Here is a 17,715-nt window from a genome sequence, read left to right as displayed (position 1 = left end):
CATACCCTTTGCCCTTTGCGAGCTAAACTGTACTTTTGCATCGCTTTGAGTAAAAAAAGGTATTTCATACAAATCGCATACGATGGCAGCTTATACCACGGCTGGCAAACCCAACCCAATGCAGTTACCGTTCAGGAATTGTTGGATAAGGCGATGTCTGTTTTTTTTCGGCAACCAATAGAAACCCTGGGTTGTGGGAGAACAGATGCGGGTGTGCATGCCACAGATTTTTATGCGCATTTTGATGTGGAAGGTATAGAAGAGGTTAAAGTATTAAATGCCATAACCGGTATTAACGCCATGTTGCCATATCAAATTGCTGCAAAACGCATTATACCTGTGCATAACGATGCCCATGCACGTTTTGATGCCACAGCTCGTGCCTATAAATATTATATCCACTTCGAAAAAGATCCATTTAAACTCAACCGTTCCTGGTTGGTTAAAGATCAATTGGATGTTGAAGCAATGAACGAGGCGGCGGCACTTTTATTAAATTATACCGATTTTTCTTGTTTCAGTAAATCGAATACCCAAACATTTACCAACAATTGTAAAATCACAACGGCAGTTTTCGAAAAGCAGGAAAATGGATTGGTTTTTACCATTCAGGCCGATCGTTTTTTAAGAAATATGGTTAGGGCCATTATGGGTACTTTAGTAGAAATTGGTAAAAAAGAAATAAATTTAACAGATTTTAAAGCAATAATAGAAAGTAAAAACCGCAGTAAAGCCGGGCAATCGGTACCTGCCTGTGGCTTGTATTTAGTAAAAATAGAATACCCTTATATAAGGTAGAAGGTTAAAGGCGTAAGCTAAAAGGTTTAGCCACCGCTTTACAAGATGAACCTAATACTTTTTTGAAATTTGTGTGAGCTATGTAGGACCTTAAACCCTAAACCTTACACCCTAAACCCTAAGCATGGCAGTTACAGGCGACGTATACAACACCGGATTACTGAAACGTATTTTTCAATACGTAAAGCCTTATCGTGCCGTTTTTGTATGGTCGGTTATTTTAACGATTTTACTGGCAGCAATTTCTCCTGTTCGTCCGTTTTTAATAAAATATACCTTAGATCATTACATTTTAACTGGCAATTATTCAGGACTTGTAAACATGACCATGCTGATGGTTTTTATGTTGATTTTACAAACTTTAATCCAATATAACCATACGCTTTTAACAAATACACTTGGTCAGTCAGTTATCCGCGACCTCCGGATCAATGTTTTTAATCACATTACCAAACTCCGTCTCAAATTTTTCGATAAAACGCCTATAGGTCAGTTAATTACCCGAACGGTTTCCGATTTAGAAACCATTGCAGATATTTTTTCGGAAGGTTTAATCTCCATGATCGGTGATAGTTTGCAGGTGGTGGTGATTGTATGTGTAATGTTGTATACCGATTGGCAACTGAGCCTGGTAGTTTTGTTACCCATTCCGCTGTTAATTATTGCAACCAGGAAATTTCAGAAAGCAATTAAGGTGGCCTTTCAGGAAATCAGGAATGAAGTTTCAAACCTGAATACCTTTTTGCAGGAACACATTACCGGAGTTTCCATTGTGCAGTATTTTGCCAGGGAGAAGCAGGAGTATAGGAAATTTTATGCCATCAACAAGCGTTATCGCGATGCCAATATCCGTTCCAATTGGTACTATTCTATCTTTTTCCCTGTAGTGGAGTTAATCTCAGCCATGTCATTAGGTTTGTTGGTTTGGTACGGCGCAAAAAGTATTCTTTCCAAACCTTTGGATGTAACACCAGGAACCATCACCCAATTTATTATGTACCTGGGTATGGTGTTTACGCCGATCCGCCAATTGGCTGATAAATTTAATACCTTACAAATGGGTATGGTTGGTGCTGAGCGTGTTTTTAAAGTTTTGGATACTGATGAAACTACGCCAAATGAAGGAACTCAAAAGCCTGCCAGCTTAAAAGGAAATATCCTTTTTGAAAAAGTTTGGTTTGCTTACAATGACGAAAATTATGTGCTTAAAAACCTCAGTTTTGAGGTAAAAGCTGGTGAAACCGTTGCTTTGGTTGGTGCAACAGGAGCAGGTAAATCATCTACAATTAATATCCTGAACAGATTTTATGAAGTAAAAAGAGGAAATATTACCGTAGATGGTATCCGCATTGAAGATTTTGAGCTCGATTACCTCAGAAGTCACATTGCAACGGTACTTCAGGATGTTTTTCTGTTTTCGGATACCATTTTAAACAACATTACGCTAAATAATCCCGAAATTAAAATAGAAGAAGTTGTAAATGCTGCCAAAAAAGTTGGTGCGCATGATTTTATCGAAAGATTGCCCGGTGGATATCAATATAATGTGATGGAAAGAGGGGCTACACTTTCTGCTGGTCAGGCGCAGTTAATTTCCTTTATCCGTGCGCTGGTACACAATCCTGCTATTTTGGTTTTAGATGAGGCTACCTCTTCAGTTGATACTGAAACCGAATTATTGATCCAGAAAGCCATTGATAACCTGATGGAAGGCAGAACTTCTATTGTAATTGCCCACCGCTTATCAACCATTCAAAAAGCCGACCAGATTATCGTGCTTGATAAGGGCGAGATTAAAGAAAAAGGCACTCATCAACAATTGCTGAAGCTGAATGGCTATTATAAAAAACTTTACGATCTGCAATTCTCATCCAAAGGGATAGCTAAAGTTTAAGCCTGTTTATTCTCAAGGATTTTCTTAATTTAACAGCTTCTTAAACTTTAAAGGAAGATGAAACGGTTAAAATTAATTGCCTTATTCTTGTTTTCGGCCTTAACGCTCCAGGTTTCTGCACAACAGAAAAAATATGCAATGGTTATTCATGGCGGGGCAGGTACTATCCTCAAAAAAAATATGAGTCCCGAAATGGAAGCTGCCTATATTGCTGTTTTAACACAGGCATTACAAGCTGGCTATGCTCAAATTAAAGCTGGTAAAACCAGTATGGATGCCGTAGAAGCCACTATACATGTAATGGAAAACGATCCTCATTTTAATGCAGGTAAAGGTGCTGTGTTTACCCATGATGGGAAAAACGAGCTTGATGCAGCAATTATGGATGGAAAAACATTAATGGCAGGATCGGTTGCCGGAGTTACCACCATTAAAAATCCTATTTCTGCAGCAAGGGCAGTGATGGAAAAATCGGAACATGTAATGATGGTTGGCGCAGGGGCTGAACAATTTGCTAAAGAAGTTGGGCTGGAAATTGTAGATCCGAAATATTTCTGGACAAAAGAACGCTGGAATGGTTTACAAAAGGCTATTAAAGAAGATTCTACAAAAGCAGTATTAGATCATGGAAGCAAAAAATCGGAATTACTCGGAAGTAAAAACCACGATTATAAATTTGGTACAGTAGGTTGTGTAGCACTTGATAAAGCAGGCAACCTGGCTGCAGGAACATCAACCGGAGGTATGACGAATAAAAAATACGGTCGTGTTGGCGATGCCCCAATTATCGGTGCTGGTACTTATTGCAATAACGAAACCGCTGGTATTTCCTGTACCGGTTGGGGCGAGTTTTACATTCGCAATGTAGTGGCCAAAACCATTTCCGATTTAATGGAATATAAAAGTTTATCAGTAGCCGAAGCTTCGAAAATAGTATTGGATAAGGTAGGTAAAATGGGTGGCGACGGTGGTTTAATTGCGCTGGATAAAAACGGTAATGTGGCCATGCCATTTAACACCGAGGGCATGTACCGTGGAACAATAACCACAGATGGAAAAATTGAAGTCAGTATTTATAAATAGATTTATTTTAAGCTTACTGTTCGCTCAATAAAAAGCCAAAACACCTAAAAGATAAAGATGACATTTATTGCATTTGTAAAAAAAGTATTTTCCAATTTAACCTTTCAGGTTATTCTGGCCATTATAATAGGGATTAATGTCGGGATTTTTTTCCCGGGTTTTGCGCCTACAGCTAAATTAATCAGTGAGGGTTTTATTAACCTGATTAGCATGTTAATTGCACCCATTATATTCTTTACCATTGTTTTAGGAATCGCACACATGGGCGATATGAAAAAAGTAGGTAGGGTAGGTGGCAAAGCATTGTTGTATTTCGAAATTGTAAGCACAGTAGCGATTGCAATCGGTTTATTGGTAGCCAATGTTTTAAAGCCAGGTGTCGGAATGATCACTAAGGCTGGCGATGCTACAAAAATTGTAGGTTATGCCGAGAAGGCTAAAGACATGAACTGGGCAGAATTTTTTCTGCACATTATACCGCATAATGTGATTGCTGCTTTTGCTGAGGGAAATATTTTGCAGATTTTGCTTTTCGCTATTCTTTTTGGCTACGGGCTTAATAAATTAGGCGGAGAGGGCACAAGCGTTTTAAATGCCTTCGATAAAATATCGAAAGTGCTTTTTAAAATCATGAAAGTAATTATGCGTTTAGCACCGATTGGTGCTTTCGGCGGCATGGCTTTCAGTATAGGTACACATGGCTTAGAAAGTTTAGTGGGCATGGCGAAACTAATGGGCTCAGTGTATTTAACCTGTATCCTGTTTATTTTTATCGTGTTAAATGGCATTTGCAGGTACTATAAATTCAGTTTATGGCAATACCTGAAATATATCCGTCAGGAAATTTTAATTGTGCTGGGTACCTCTTCTTCCGAATCGGCCCTGCCAAGTATGATGCAAAAAATGGAAGCTATTGGTTGTGATAAGTCGGTTGTTGGCCTGGTTATTCCAACAGGTTATTCTTTTAATCTTGATGGAACTGCAATTTACCTGGCCATGGCGGTAATTTTTCTTTGCCAGGTATTTCATGTCGATTTATCTTTAGGACAACAGATTACAGTTTTAGGCGTGCTCATGGTTACCTCAAAAGGAGCAGCAGGCGTAACCGGAAGCGGGTTTATAGTGCTCGTATCTACTTTAACGGCACTCAAAATTATGCCTATCGAACACATTTCGATTTTAATAGGCGTAGATCGTTTTATGAGTGAAGCAAGAGCCATTACAAACGTTATCGGAAACGGTATAGCTACCATCGTAATCGCCAAAAGCGAAAACCAATTTGATGAAGAAAAGTATTTAAAAGCCATACGGCCAGTGATGATTGAAAAAGGAGAGGAGGTGTAGTTTGCAGTTCTCAGTTTGGAGTTTTCAGTTTAACGAGTATAATTTAAAGTGTCCAGCAACTCCGAACTAAAAACTCCGAACTCCAAACTAATTAAGTATCTTTGCAGCAGAAACATGCACACAGCTTGTTTAATTAATCCATAGCACATTGGCTCAAGAAGAACAAAATAACCGCAAAGAAAAAAGCGAGTTACACCCACGCAACAAACACCGTTCGCGCTACAATTTCAAACAACTTATTGCAACTTCAAAAGAATTAAAACGCTTCGTTTTTAAAAATGAGCATAATGATGATTCTATCGATTTTGCAGATCAAAATGCCGTTAAAGCACTTAACAGGGCATTATTAAAGTATTTTTATAACATTTCTCAGTGGGATATTCCTGCAGATTTTCTTTGTCCGCCAATTCCGGGCCGGGCAGATTATATTCATTATGTTGCCGATCTTTTAGGTTCAAGCAATAAAGGTAAAAATCCAAAAGGAGCCAACATTAATGTATTGGATATCGGTGTTGGGGCAAATTGTATTTACCCTATTATTGGTCACCAGGAATATGGCTGGAATTTCGTTGGTTCAGAAATCGATCCACTTTCGGTTGATTCGGCCAAACGCATTATCGAAGCCAATAAACCGTTACAGGGTGCAGTAGAAATCCGTCAGCAATCGTCAAAAATGGGTATTTTTAGAGGCATTGTGGGCGGTAAAGAGCGTTTTGATGCCGTAGTTTGTAATCCACCTTTCCATGCATCGTTAAAAGAGGCTGAACAAGGTACACGTCAGAAATGGCGCAACCTGGGCGGAAACGAAAAAGAGGTAAAACACGTACTAAACTTTGGTGGAAACAAGGCTGAGCTTTGGTGCCCCGGTGGCGAACGTGCTTTTGTAGAACAGATGATTATTCAGAGCGAGCAAATTAAAAATCAGGTTTTATGGTTTACTTCATTGGTATCAAAAAGTGCCAATTTAAAAAGTATCTACAGTGCATTGGTTAAAGCTAATGCTTTTGAAGTAACTACGGTTCAAATGAGCCAGGGACAAAAAATAAGTCGTTTCGTGGCCTGGACTTTCCATGATGAAGCTGCACAGGCTGAGTGGGCAAAGGGCTGGAAAACGGAACCTAAACCAAAAGTAGATAATGCTAAAGCTGAAGTAAAAAGTTTATAGTTTAATAGCAAATAAAGCAAAGCCAGATTAGCGATTAAGTTAATCTGGCTTTTTGTGTTTTTATGGTAATTTGTAAAGTGTGTATTTAATTTTTCCACGCAATGTTATAAATTTCCGCTGATTTTTTGAGATCATATAACTTTCGATGCATTATGTGAGGTTTTTAAACTCGATTCAACAGCTAAGGATTGGCAATTTTTAACTGCAGTACATACTTTTGCACTTCGAGTAAGAATTCAGAACCGGCAACTATAAACTGAAAATGTTAGCTAAACTTCGCCTAATCCTACTTATGTTCGTGCTTATTTCTTCTCGTAAACAATCATAATCGTTAAGTCGTTACCCACATTTGGTGCAATGCCATGTGAGCTGCCCGGCCGGGTTAAAATGGCATCGCCAGGTTTAACGGCAAAGGTTTTTCCATTCATTTGCATGGTGCCGTTTCCACTGATCACATAATATATTTCGTCTTCTTTTTGTAAATGATAACCGATTGATGACCCAGACTTTAAAATTCTTTTTTTGAATACCGTTTTTAAATTCTTCGCATCACCAAAAAAGTTAAAGCCAATGGTTTTTCCACCACCATTATGTGTTCCTGGCTCTTCTTTAGCTATTTCAGCATCATTTTGAAGAATGTATTTACTGGTATCATTACTCTGCCCGCTTGCATTCAGGGAAATAAAAATTGAAACAAATACAGTTACAATAAGGATTAATTTCATGGTTATTCAGATTTAGCATCATTATTAAGCTTGGTATTGCGGCTTGAAAAGTAAATTTAAGCGTTTTGCATGGATCTTGCCAAAAGCATCCAAACTTTGTTACTAAACCCGATCGCAGTGGTTCTGATTCTTCATCAGAAAAAACGGAAAGCGGGACTGAAGCCCTCCAAAAGAACATGACTGTTCATTTCCTGAAAAATCACTGATATTTTTGATTTGAAAACGAAAAATTGTAATTATTGCCCTTTGAAGCCCTGCCATTCACTCTATCCCCATGAAACCTGTGAAACAAGCAAGCACACAATAAAAGACAAAACAGGCAGTGCTTAAATCGTGATACCCGTTGCTTTAAGGTTTATTACCGAAAGGCCTGCTCCTTACATCTTGCCAAAAGCATCCAAACTATGTACCTAAACCCGATCGCAGTGGTTCTGATTCTTCATCAGAAAAAACGGAGAGCGGGGCAGAAGCCCTCCAAAAGAACCAGACTGTTCATTTCCTAAAAAATCACTGATATTTTTGATTTGAAAACGAAAAATTGTAATTCTTGGCCTTTTGAAGCCCTTCCATTCACTTTATCCCGATGAAACCTGTGAAACAAGCAAGCACACCATAAAAGACAAAACAGGCAGTACTTAAACCGTGACGCCCGCTGCTGACAAGTTTATTACCGAAAAGCCTGCTCCTTACACGATACCAAAAACATGAATAATTTTATCTAAAGCTCCCACAATGCATTTCCTTACATTTTCCTGAAAAAACGGACTAAATAATATGGTTTTAGATTTGAATTCCATTACAATAATATTAGCTTTGCACAAAAAAAATATTGATACATGAGCGTTTTAGTAAATAAAGATTCTAAGGTTATCGTTCAGGGTTTTACCGGAAACGAAGGAACTTACCACGCTGAGCAAATGCTGGCCTATGGTACAAACGTAGTTGGTGGTGTGACGCCTGGCAAAGGTGGGCAATTGCATTTAGAAAAGCCTGTTTTTAATACTGTTAAAGATGCCGTTGATAAAACGGGTGCAAATGTATCTATCATTTTTGTGCCACCAGCTTTTGCTGCTGATGCAATTATGGAAGCTGCCGAAGGTGGTATTAAAGTTATTGTTTGTATTACTGAAGGTATCCCTACAAAGGATATGATTCAGGTTAAAGAATATATTACTGACCGTGATGTTACGCTTATCGGCCCTAACTGTCCTGGTGTAATTACTGCTGATGAAGCTAAAATTGGTATTATGCCAGGCTTTATCTTCAAAAAAGGTCATGTAGGTGTGGTTTCTAAATCAGGAACTTTAACTTACGAAGCTGTGGATCAGGTTGTTAAAGCTGGTTTAGGTATTACAACTGCAATTGGTATCGGTGGAGACCCAATTATCGGAACGCCAACTGTAGAAGCTGTTAAATTATTAATGAACGATCCTGAAACTCACGGTATCATCATGATTGGTGAAATTGGTGGTGGAATGGAAGCTGAAGCAGCGCGTTGGATTAAAGAAAACGGTACTAAGCCTGTTGTTGGGTTTATCGCTGGTCAAACTGCGCCTCCGGGACGTAGAATGGGCCACGCTGGTGCTATTGTTGGCGGTGCTGATGATACTGCAGCGGCTAAAATGAAAATCATGCGTGAGTGTGGTATCCGTGTAGTAGAAAGTCCTGCTGAAATCGGTGCTGCAATGGCAGAAGAATTGGCTAAATAAGATTTAAAGATTTCTATATAAAAAAGCGTTTCGATTAGTTTCGAGACGCTTTTTTTTGTTTTATTTGAATCTGATTACAGTTTTACCACAGAGGGCACTAAGAAAACGCACAGAGCACACCGAATTATTTAATTTACTAATTTCGATCTTGCAGAGCGAAAGAATCTTATATCAGTTTTAAAAATGGACAATATATAATTTTATCTCTGTTTTCTCTGTGTACTCTGTGGTAGATTTCTAATTAGTTATTCTCATTTATCATCCCTTTGTAAACACTGCCTCATTCTCTCAAACCAGCAAACCAAAACAAAATCTATAGCGTATATTGAGGTATGAAAACGATGTTAAATAAACTATTTTTGCTTTCTGCTGTTGTTTTAATAACAGGACTTTCTGCTTGTGCCCAAAAGCAAAATAAGGAAGCTGCAAAACAACCGAAGGAAACAGAACAAATCATACCAAAGAAGAAAATGAACTGGAATCCATTAACACCCGAAGAAGAAAAAGTAATAGTAAATAAAGGTACAGAATATCCTGGTACAGGAAAATACGAACATACAACCGATAAAGGAACTTATACCTGTAAACGTTGTAATGCAGCATTATATCGTTCAGAAACCAAGTTTGATGCACATTGCGGATGGCCTGCTTTTGATGATGAAATTAAAGGAGCTGTAAAACGTATTCCTGATCCAGATGGATCACGTACAGAAATAGTTTGTGCCAACTGTGGTGCGCATCTTGGTCACGTATTTGTAGGCGAAGGATTTACCAACAAAGACACTCGTCATTGTGTAAATTCGATCTCAATGAATTTCGTGCCAGATAAAAAATAAGGTGGATGTAGTAGGGTTAGGTAGAGGCGTATAGCGACAAGCTGTACGCCTTTTTTAATGCACAAAATCGGGCTGTTTTTCCACAAATTATTGATTATAAACTAAATGCTTATATTTGCAGGCTCGATAAATAAAATTTAGCCTATGAAGTATCTTCTGTTATTAAGTTTTTGTTTCCTGTTTTTACAAAGCAAAGCACACGATTCTGACCCATCAAATGAACCAGATAGTATCAATAAAACAGTTCTCGCCACTTATTACCACAGAAAATTCGAAGGCCGCCGAACCACCAGCGGCGCCAAATACAGGTCGAAAAAATTAACGGCCGCCCACCGCACACTGCCATTCGGCACACTCATTACAGTAACCAACCCCGATAACGGAAAATCAGTTGTAGTAAAGGTAAATGATCGCGGTCCTTTCTCTAAAAGATTGGCCATAGATCTGTCAGAACGTGCTGCAAAACAGATCGGTATCTACCGCAAGGGTATAGCCAAAGTGAGCCTGAGCTATGCCGTTGAGTAATACTCTTTTCCGCTCTATTTAGTGCTTATTATACCCCTCAAATTTAAGTTATTAACACTCATTTTTGTTTGCTAAACCCTTGAAAAGAAACGATTAGCTTTTTTTTCGCTTGAAAATGATATTTGCCTGATCGTTTTTCCCCAGCATTATAGCCGGGTGTTAACAACTTTGGTTCACAAAAAAGGCCTGCCGTATCTATATTTGTTATAACAAAGTTCTTTAACTTCTTGCGTTTGAAAACAAATATAAAAGCTTAGTTTTTAGTAATTTATACGTATATCATCCTGATTGCTTTATTAAATTTTCCTAACTAAAAATTCAGTTGTTTGTCAGGCAATAGGGTTAGCACTTTCACAACAGCGTTTTGATAAAAGACATTACAATCATCATATAAAATTGATGGATGCGTGCCTTTGTCGGCTCTGTTAAAAATTAGAATTAAAAACATCAGTGTATGGAACAGGAATTATTACTACAAGAAAACAAAGACAGATTTGTGCTTTTGCCGATTAAGTATCCGGCAATTTGGGAAATGTATAAAAAGACCGAAGCTAGTTTTTGGACAGCAGAAGAGATTGATCTTTCTGACGACCAGAAACACTGGGACAATTTAAATGATGGCGAAAGGCATTTTATTTCTCACATCCTTGCTTTCTTTTCTGCTAGTGATGGTATAGTGAACGAAAACCTTGCGGTAAACTTCATGAGCGAAGTGCAGTTGCCTGAGGCACGTTGTTTTTATGGTTTCCAGATTATGATGGAAAACATTCATGCCGAAACCTACGCCCTGTTAATTGACACTTATATTAAAGATCCGGAAGAGAAAGACCGTTTATTCCATGCTATAGATACCGTACCTGCGGTAAAAAGAAAAGCAGAATGGGCTTTACGCTGGATCGAAAACGGAACTTTTGCCGAACGTTTAGTGGCATTTGCTGCGGTTGAAGGTATTTTCTTCAGCGGAAGTTTCTGCTCTATTTTCTGGTTAAAGAAACGTGGTTTAATGCCAGGGTTAACTTTCAGTAATGAGTTGATCTCAAGAGACGAGGGATCGCATTGCGAGTTTGCCTGTTTATTGTACAGCATGCTAAGCAATAAATTAAGTGAAGAAGCAGTGCATGGCATTATCAGTGATGCAGTAGAAATTGAAAAAGAATTTATTACAGATGCATTGCCAGTTGCTTTAATTGGTATGAATGCAAAATTAATGAGTCAGTACATCGAATTCGTAGCCGACAGATGGTTACAGGAACTTGGTTACAAAAAAATCTACAATGCAACCAATCCTTTCGATTTTATGGAAATGATTTCATTGCAGGGTAAAACCAATTTCTTCGAGAAACGTGTAGGCGATTATCAAAAAAGTGGTGTATTAACCTCTGCGGATAACAACAAACAAGCGTTTTCTTTAGACGAAGACTTCTAGGGTAGAGGATTAAAAGGTAGAAGGCCGAAGGTTATTGTAGCCTCGATACCTGATACCAATTAAATAAATAACAAAAATATAAAGTGATGATTAAGTCTTGATACTTGATGCTCGCTACTAAATATTAACTAAAAATCTCATAAAATATGTTCGTACTAAAAAGAGATGGCCGCAAAGAGGCGGTGCAATTTGACAAAATCACAGCCCGTATCCAAAAGTTGTGCTATAGTTTAAATTCAGATCTGGTAGATCCAATCGATGTAGCCAAAAAGGTAATCGAAGGTTTATACGATGGCGTAACCACGTCAGAACTGGATAACCTTGCTGCAGAAACTGCTGCATCGTTAACTACTAAGCACCCTGATTATGCTTTGCTGGCATCGCGTATAGCGGTTTCGAACTTGCATAAAAATACCACAAAATCATTCTCGGGTACGATGAAAATGTTGTACGAATATTTCGACCCGAAAGCGCAGAAAGCTGCACCGCTTATCGCTGATGATGTTTATGAGATCATAGAAAAAAACAAGGATATTTTAGATAGTTCTATCATTTACGACCGCGATTTCGGCTTTGATTATTTCGGTTTCAAAACGTTGGAAAAATCTTACCTATTAAAAGTTAATGGTCAGATTGTAGAACGCCCGCAACATTTGTTTATGCGCGTTTCTGTTGGTATACACAAAGCAGATATCGAAAGCGCAATCAAAACCTATAACTTAATGAGCGAGCGTTGGTTTACACATGCTACACCAACTTTATTTAACGCAGCCACGCCAAAACCTCAAATGTCTTCATGTTTCTTGTTAACCATGCAGGATGACAGTATTGAAGGTATTTACGATACGTTGAAGCAAACCGCTAAAATTTCGCAAAGTGCTGGTGGTATTGGTTTAAGCATTCACAACATCCGTGCAACAGGATCGTATATTGGCGGTACCAATGGTACAAGTAATGGTATCATCCCAATGTTACGCGTATTTAACGATACTGCCCGTTATGTAGATCAGGGTGGAGGTAAACGTAAAGGTGCTTTCGCAATTTATTTAGAGCCTTGGCATGCTGATGTTTTTGAATTTCTTGATCTTCGTAAAAACCACGGTAAAGAAGAAATGCGTGCGCGTGATTTATTCTACGCCTTATGGATTAACGATTTATTTATGCAACGCGTTAAAGATAATGGCGATTGGACATTATTTTGCCCGCACGAAGCACCAGGTTTAGCAGATTGTTTTGGTGCTGAGTTCGAAGCCCTGTATACTAAATACGAAGCTGAAAAACGTGGACGCAAAACCGTTAAAGCGCAAGAACTTTGGTTTGCCATCCTAGATTCGCAGATTGAAACCGGTACACCTTATATGTTGTTTAAAGATGCCGCGAACAGCAAATCTAACCAACAGAACTTAGGTACCATTAAGAGTTCTAACTTGTGTACCGAAATTATCGAGTATACCTCTAAAGATGAAGTTGCCGTTTGTAACTTAGCTTCATTGGCATTGCCTCGTTTCGTAATCAATGGTGCTTTTGATCACCAAAAATTATACGATGTAACTTATCAGGCTACTTTAAACCTGAACAAAATCATCGATCATAACTATTACCCGGTACAAGAGGCAGAAAACTCCAATATGCGCCACCGCCCGGTTGGTTTAGGTGTACAAGGTTTGGCTGATGCCTTTATTTTATTGCGTTTACCTTTCGAAAGTGATGAAGCTAAACGTTTGAACAAAGATATTTTCGAAACGATATATTTCGCTTCTATGACGGCTTCGCATGATTTAGCAGTTAAAAACGGCCCATATCAAACATTTAAAGGTTCTCCGTTATCACAAGGTAAATTCCAGTTCGATTTATGGAATGTAACACCAGATAGTGGCCGTTGGGACTGGAATGCGTTGCGCAAAAAAGTAGTTAAAGATGGTGTGTACAACTCATTATTGGTTGCACCTATGCCAACTGCATCTACCTCACAAATTTTAGGTAACAATGAATGTTTCGAGCCATATACTTCAAACATTTACACCCGTCGGGTATTAAGTGGAGAGTTTGTAGTGGTAAACAAACATTTATTGAAAGATTTAGTAGCATTGGGCTTATGGAACAATGATATGAAAAATCAGATTATATTGGCTAATGGTTCAATTCAGGCTATCGATACCATTCCTGATTACATTAAAGAGTTATACAAAACTGTTTGGGAGATCAAAATGCGTAATATCATCGATATGGCTGCAGATCGTGGAGCCTACATCTGTCAATCGCAATCGTTAAACTTGTTTGTAAATGCACCAAATACATCAAAATTAACTTCAATGCACTTTTACGCATGGGAGAAAGGTTTAAAAACCGGTATGTACTACCTGCGTACACAAGCAGCTTCTCAAGCGGTTAAATTTACAGTAGAAAACCAAGGTGGTAAAGCTATTGAGGCAGTTATCCCTGCTGAAATGACACAAGATCAGGTTGCAGAAGAAATCGTTGACGGACCAGTTTGTTCGATGGAAGAAGGCTGTATCAGCTGTTCTGGATAAGGTAGAGGGTAAAAAGGCGGAAGGTTTAAGGCCTGCTTGCCGATTAAATATTCAAAAATTAAATAAGGTTTTGGGCAAATGCTCAAAACCTTTTTTTACGGTATAATGCACATTGTTAATGGCTGTAATTTTTAGCCAAAATTTTTCTATTATTATCCATATGAATAAGAAACGATTTGTAACATTGATTTTGATTTCTGTCATTCTGCTTTTCTCGAATTGTAAAAAACATGAAACAGAAGAGAAGGGCCCTTTAGATTATCTCACTAAGCGAACTTGGAAAAGGGCTACAGTAGATAAAAACCCTGGTTCGAATCCACTACTTAACATATATTTCTTACCTATAGATTGTGAAAAGGATGATGTTTACTCTTTTAATGCTGATGGTGTAATAAAAATTGATAATGGTAATGAAAAGTGCGATGCTGCTGAAAGTAAAATAGAAACAAGCTCTTATAGTATCGCTAAAGGAGAAATTACGATTAAAGGAGTGACGTATATCCTTACAGAAGTTTCGCCACAACAAATAAAATATATTAAGGTAGTTTCTTCTCAGACTGGCTATTATTATGCTGTAATGTTATTGCAGTAGAGATTCCAAGTTTTAAGCAATGTTAGTGTAAGGTTTTGGGCAAACGCTCAAAACCTTATTTTTTGTTTATATTTTTGTAATGCAATAGGTTTTACTTTAAACCTTATAACTTATGCCTTCAACCTTGAAACATAGCAAACATGAAATCATTCCTTGCGAGCGATGTAATACGGCTATTGAGTGCAAGGCAAATTCTTATACCAAATGCCAATGCAGTGTAGTGCAGCTCAGCATTAACGAAGTACAGTACATCTCCGAACTATATGATGGCTGCCTTTGCGCCAAATGCCTGTTTGAATTGCAGCAAGAGTATCGTGTAGAAATAGGCATTTAATCTTTGCGTTTTCGTGCCTTGTGGCTAACCAATCAATAAAGGTGTATCCCAATCTGGTCAATCATGTAGGTCTAAAAAAGGACATATTTTCTTGCATTAATTGTAGTTTTTACAATTAAAATTTCTGCAACTATTTCAGTAAACCTAAATGGTTAGTTTTTAGCGTTTATAAGCATTCAGTCAGGCTATTCTATAAAAAATCATCTGCAGATGACATTTCGCTCTAAATCGATCCTGAGTCATCTTTTAGGCCTTAAAATCAATAAAAAATAGTTTTAAAATAAGTGTTAAAAATGGTAACAAAGCACGCTGTTTGATATCTATATCGTGCTTGATAAATGGTTTATCAGGTTAAAAAAAAAGAAAAAATATAACATTATGGAAGCGCTCATTTCTAATTATTGGTGGGTTTTAGTGGCACTGTTGTGCATCATTTTATACAAATATATTTTACGTTTCTTATTCGGGATGGTCATTGTACCCGAAGATAGAATCGGGTTGATTACCAAAAAATTCGTGCTCTTCGGTTCCGATCGCGAACTGCCTGATGGCCGAATTATCGCAGTTAAAGGCGAAGCAGGTTTCCAGGGAAAAACGTTAGCACCGGGAATGTATTTTGGAATGTGGTTTTGGCAGTACAGCGTAACCATGGAACAGTTTACCATTATTCCGGAAGGTAAAATTGGGCTGATTATGGCCAAAGATGGTTCCGAAATCCCAACGGGTAATATTCTTGGCCAAAGGGTAGAATCCGATAATTTTCAGGATGCTGTTAAGTTTCTGGATAACGGCGGTCAGCGAGGCCGGCAAACCTCCTATATTACCTCAGGTTCTTACCGTATCAATACAATGTTGTTTCAGGTTTCGGTTACCGATATGATCCGGATTCAGGAGAGCATGGTGGGTATTGTAACCACTTTAGATGGCTTACCTATTGAGGCCAACCAGATTGCCGGTAAATTGGTTGATGGGCACAATAATTTTCAGGATTTTGATGCCTTTATCAAGCAAGGAGGTAACCGTGGTTTACAGCCCCAGGTAATTTTAGCGGGTTCTTATAACCTTAATCCATGGGCCATTCAACTGGAAGAAATCCCGATGACAGAAATTGCGATAGGTTACGTAGGTGTGGTGATCTCGTTTATTGGTACCGAAGGAAATGATTTAACCGGTGCTGATTTTAAACATGGTAATATTGTGGGCAAAGGTTCTAAAGGAGTTTGGTTGGAGCCTCTTGGCCCAGGTAAATACCCGATTAATAAGTATATTATGAAGGTAGAGCTGGTGCCAACCACCAACCTGGTGCTTAACTGGGCATCGGCAAGGAGTGAAGCACACAATTTGGATAAAAACCTTTCAACCATTACTGTGCGTTCTAAAGATGGTTTCCCGTTCAATTTAGATGTGGCGCAAATTATTCATGTACCTACAACTGAAGCTCCAAAAGTAATTGCCCGTTTCGGTAACATGGTGAATCTGGTTTCGCAGGTTTTAGAGCCTACAATCGGTAACTATTTCCGTAACTCGGCACAGGGAAGTGATGTGATTGCATTTTTAAGTACCCGTAAAGAGCGTCAGGAATCTGCTAAAGAGCATATCCGGAAAGTGTTGGATGAGTATAATGTAAATGCGGTTGATACATTGATTGGTGATATTGTGCCACCAGAATCGTTAATGAAAACCTTAACCGACCGTAAAATTGCAGAAGAGCAAAAGGTTACTTACGAAACCCAAAAACAGGCACAGGAAACCCGCCAGGGGATGGAAAAAGAAACTGCAATTGCCGATATGCAGAAAGATATTGTGAAAGCACAACAAAGTGTTGAAATTGCCGAACGTACTGCCAGTGCAACTGTGAAAAAATCGGAAGGTGATGCGGCTGGGGTGAAATTAGCCGTTGGTGCAGAGGCCGAGGCTACAAAAATGAGGGCTCATGCCGAAGCCGAGGCCACTAAAGCAAGGGCACAAGCCGATTCGGAAGCGATAAAATTAAGGGCATCTGCAGAGGCTGAACAGATTTCGTTAACCGGTAGTGCCGAAGCAGGTAAAATATTAGCCGTTGGTAAATCAACTGCCGAAGCGTACGAACTTGCCGTGAAAGCACTGGGTGGTGAAAACTTCACCCGTTATAAAATCACCGAAGAATTATCAAAAGGCAATGTGAAATTAATTCCTGACGTACTTATTGGTGGTAGTGGAGGCAACCATGGTGGTTCGGCAATGGATGGCCTTTTGGGCTTGAAATTAATGGAACTGATGGACCCGGCACAACGCAAAGAAGTGGTAGCAGTAGCAGAAATTGTAGAAACAAAAGCAAAACCTAAAAAGGATAATATAAACCCTTAGTTTGGTTTTAATCAGATTGAAAGCCTCGATGAAAATCGGGGCTTTTTCATTATTAGCTAATGACTTGTGACGTTAGGTGGGTAAACGCAAATAGCAGTAGAAACCAAGCCATTTAAACGGGATAGGAATGGCAGCCTCCGATTTAATCACTTATCTTTGTTGCTTTATTGCATGCCTGCTTGTTTCACAGGTTTCATCGGAGCTATAATGGATAGCCCGACTGACAAACGTTTGAAATGCAGTGTTTGCATTTCCTAAAACAGAAAACAATTACATTATTATGCCGTTCTAGTTTTAAACAAAATAGTAACTTTGCAGCCTAATTTTGAATGAACGAAAATTTGAATGGTGAGTATGCAAATCGCAAATGAAACATTCAATTATTCGCTAATTTGTTAATTGAATCA

The 17,715-nt window shown here is 38.5% G+C and carries 14 protein-coding genes; 13 read left to right on the top strand and 1 reads right to left on the bottom strand.

Translation table 11 applies throughout. From position 1 onward, the window contains the following. Window positions 1-45 precede the first annotated feature (45 nt). The 5 genes from truA (at window position 46) to rlmF (ending at window position 6,284) form a co-directional block, all read left to right on the top strand. A complete protein-coding gene (gene truA, locus ACZZZW_RS22305) occupies window positions 46-798 on the top strand; it encodes a tRNA pseudouridine(38-40) synthase TruA (RefSeq protein ID WP_463496648.1) in 753 nt (250 codons plus the stop codon). Window positions 799-922: 124 nt separating this feature from the next. Beyond that, window positions 923-2,692 (top strand): ABC transporter ATP-binding protein, encoded by a 1,770-nt coding sequence (locus tag ACZZZW_RS22300; RefSeq protein WP_463496646.1) that lies wholly within the window; start codon window positions 923-925, stop codon window positions 2,690-2,692. Window positions 2,693-2,749: 57 nt separating this feature from the next. Beyond that, window positions 2,750-3,775, top strand: coding sequence for an isoaspartyl peptidase/L-asparaginase family protein (locus ACZZZW_RS22295; RefSeq protein WP_055912507.1), 1,026 nt, complete (start codon window positions 2,750-2,752; stop codon window positions 3,773-3,775). Window positions 3,776-3,832: 57 nt separating this feature from the next. Beyond that, window positions 3,833-5,119 carry a C4-dicarboxylate transporter DctA gene (gene dctA, locus ACZZZW_RS22290; RefSeq protein ID WP_463496643.1) on the top strand — a complete coding sequence of 429 codons (1,287 nt, stop codon included), beginning with the start codon at window positions 3,833-3,835 and terminating at the stop codon, window positions 5,117-5,119. 148 nt (window positions 5,120-5,267) lie between these two features. Further along, window positions 5,268-6,284 (top strand): 23S rRNA (adenine(1618)-N(6))-methyltransferase RlmF, encoded by a 1,017-nt coding sequence (gene rlmF, locus ACZZZW_RS22285; protein WP_082458854.1) that lies wholly within the window; start codon window positions 5,268-5,270, stop codon window positions 6,282-6,284. A 302-nt stretch (window positions 6,285-6,586) separates the two neighbouring features. On the opposite strand, the gene ACZZZW_RS22280 is transcribed toward rlmF, so the two are convergent. Continuing rightward, the gene (locus ACZZZW_RS22280) at window positions 6,587-7,009 is read right to left on the bottom strand and encodes a cupin domain-containing protein (protein ID WP_463496640.1); all 423 of its coding nucleotides are present in this window, start codon (window positions 7,007-7,009) and stop codon (window positions 6,587-6,589) included. Window positions 7,010-7,845: 836 nt separating this feature from the next. Here ACZZZW_RS22280 and sucD point away from each other — a divergent pair. The 8 genes from sucD (at window position 7,846) to ACZZZW_RS22240 (ending at window position 17,308) form a co-directional block, all read left to right on the top strand. Next, window positions 7,846-8,718: a succinate--CoA ligase subunit alpha gene (sucD, locus tag ACZZZW_RS22275; RefSeq protein WP_055912499.1), complete on the top strand. Its 873-nt coding sequence runs from the start codon at window positions 7,846-7,848 to the stop codon at window positions 8,716-8,718. A gap of 332 nt (window positions 8,719-9,050) precedes the next feature. Next, the gene (locus ACZZZW_RS22270) at window positions 9,051-9,554 is read left to right on the top strand and encodes a methionine-R-sulfoxide reductase (RefSeq protein WP_463496637.1); all 504 of its coding nucleotides are present in this window, start codon (window positions 9,051-9,053) and stop codon (window positions 9,552-9,554) included. A 144-nt stretch (window positions 9,555-9,698) separates the two neighbouring features. Continuing rightward, a complete protein-coding gene (locus ACZZZW_RS22265; protein ID WP_463496634.1) occupies window positions 9,699-10,079 on the top strand; it encodes a septal ring lytic transglycosylase RlpA family protein in 381 nt (126 codons plus the stop codon). Between the two features lie 454 nt (window positions 10,080-10,533). Then, window positions 10,534-11,505 carry a ribonucleoside-diphosphate reductase small subunit gene (locus tag ACZZZW_RS22260; protein ID WP_025145778.1) on the top strand — a complete coding sequence of 324 codons (972 nt, stop codon included), beginning with the start codon at window positions 10,534-10,536 and terminating at the stop codon, window positions 11,503-11,505. A gap of 146 nt (window positions 11,506-11,651) precedes the next feature. Next, window positions 11,652-14,036: a ribonucleoside-diphosphate reductase subunit alpha gene (locus ACZZZW_RS22255; RefSeq protein WP_463496631.1), complete on the top strand. Its 2,385-nt coding sequence runs from the start codon at window positions 11,652-11,654 to the stop codon at window positions 14,034-14,036. Window positions 14,037-14,154: 118 nt separating this feature from the next. Beyond that, a complete protein-coding gene (locus ACZZZW_RS22250; RefSeq protein ID WP_463496629.1) occupies window positions 14,155-14,628 on the top strand; it encodes a hypothetical protein in 474 nt (157 codons plus the stop codon). A gap of 112 nt (window positions 14,629-14,740) precedes the next feature. Then, window positions 14,741-14,962, top strand: a complete 222-nt coding sequence (locus tag ACZZZW_RS22245) for a cysteine-rich CWC family protein (RefSeq protein ID WP_082458853.1) — start codon at window positions 14,741-14,743, stop codon at window positions 14,960-14,962. A gap of 378 nt (window positions 14,963-15,340) precedes the next feature. Beyond that, entirely contained in the window at window positions 15,341-17,308 is a 1,968-nt protein-coding gene (locus ACZZZW_RS22240) for an SPFH domain-containing protein (protein ID WP_055912827.1), read from the top strand. Window positions 17,309-17,715 lie beyond the last annotated feature (407 nt).

Source organism: Pedobacter sp. AC379, assembly GCF_979258145.1.
Note: the sequence above shows the minus strand (reverse complement) of the source record. Positions and strands in the feature narration are given on the sequence as shown.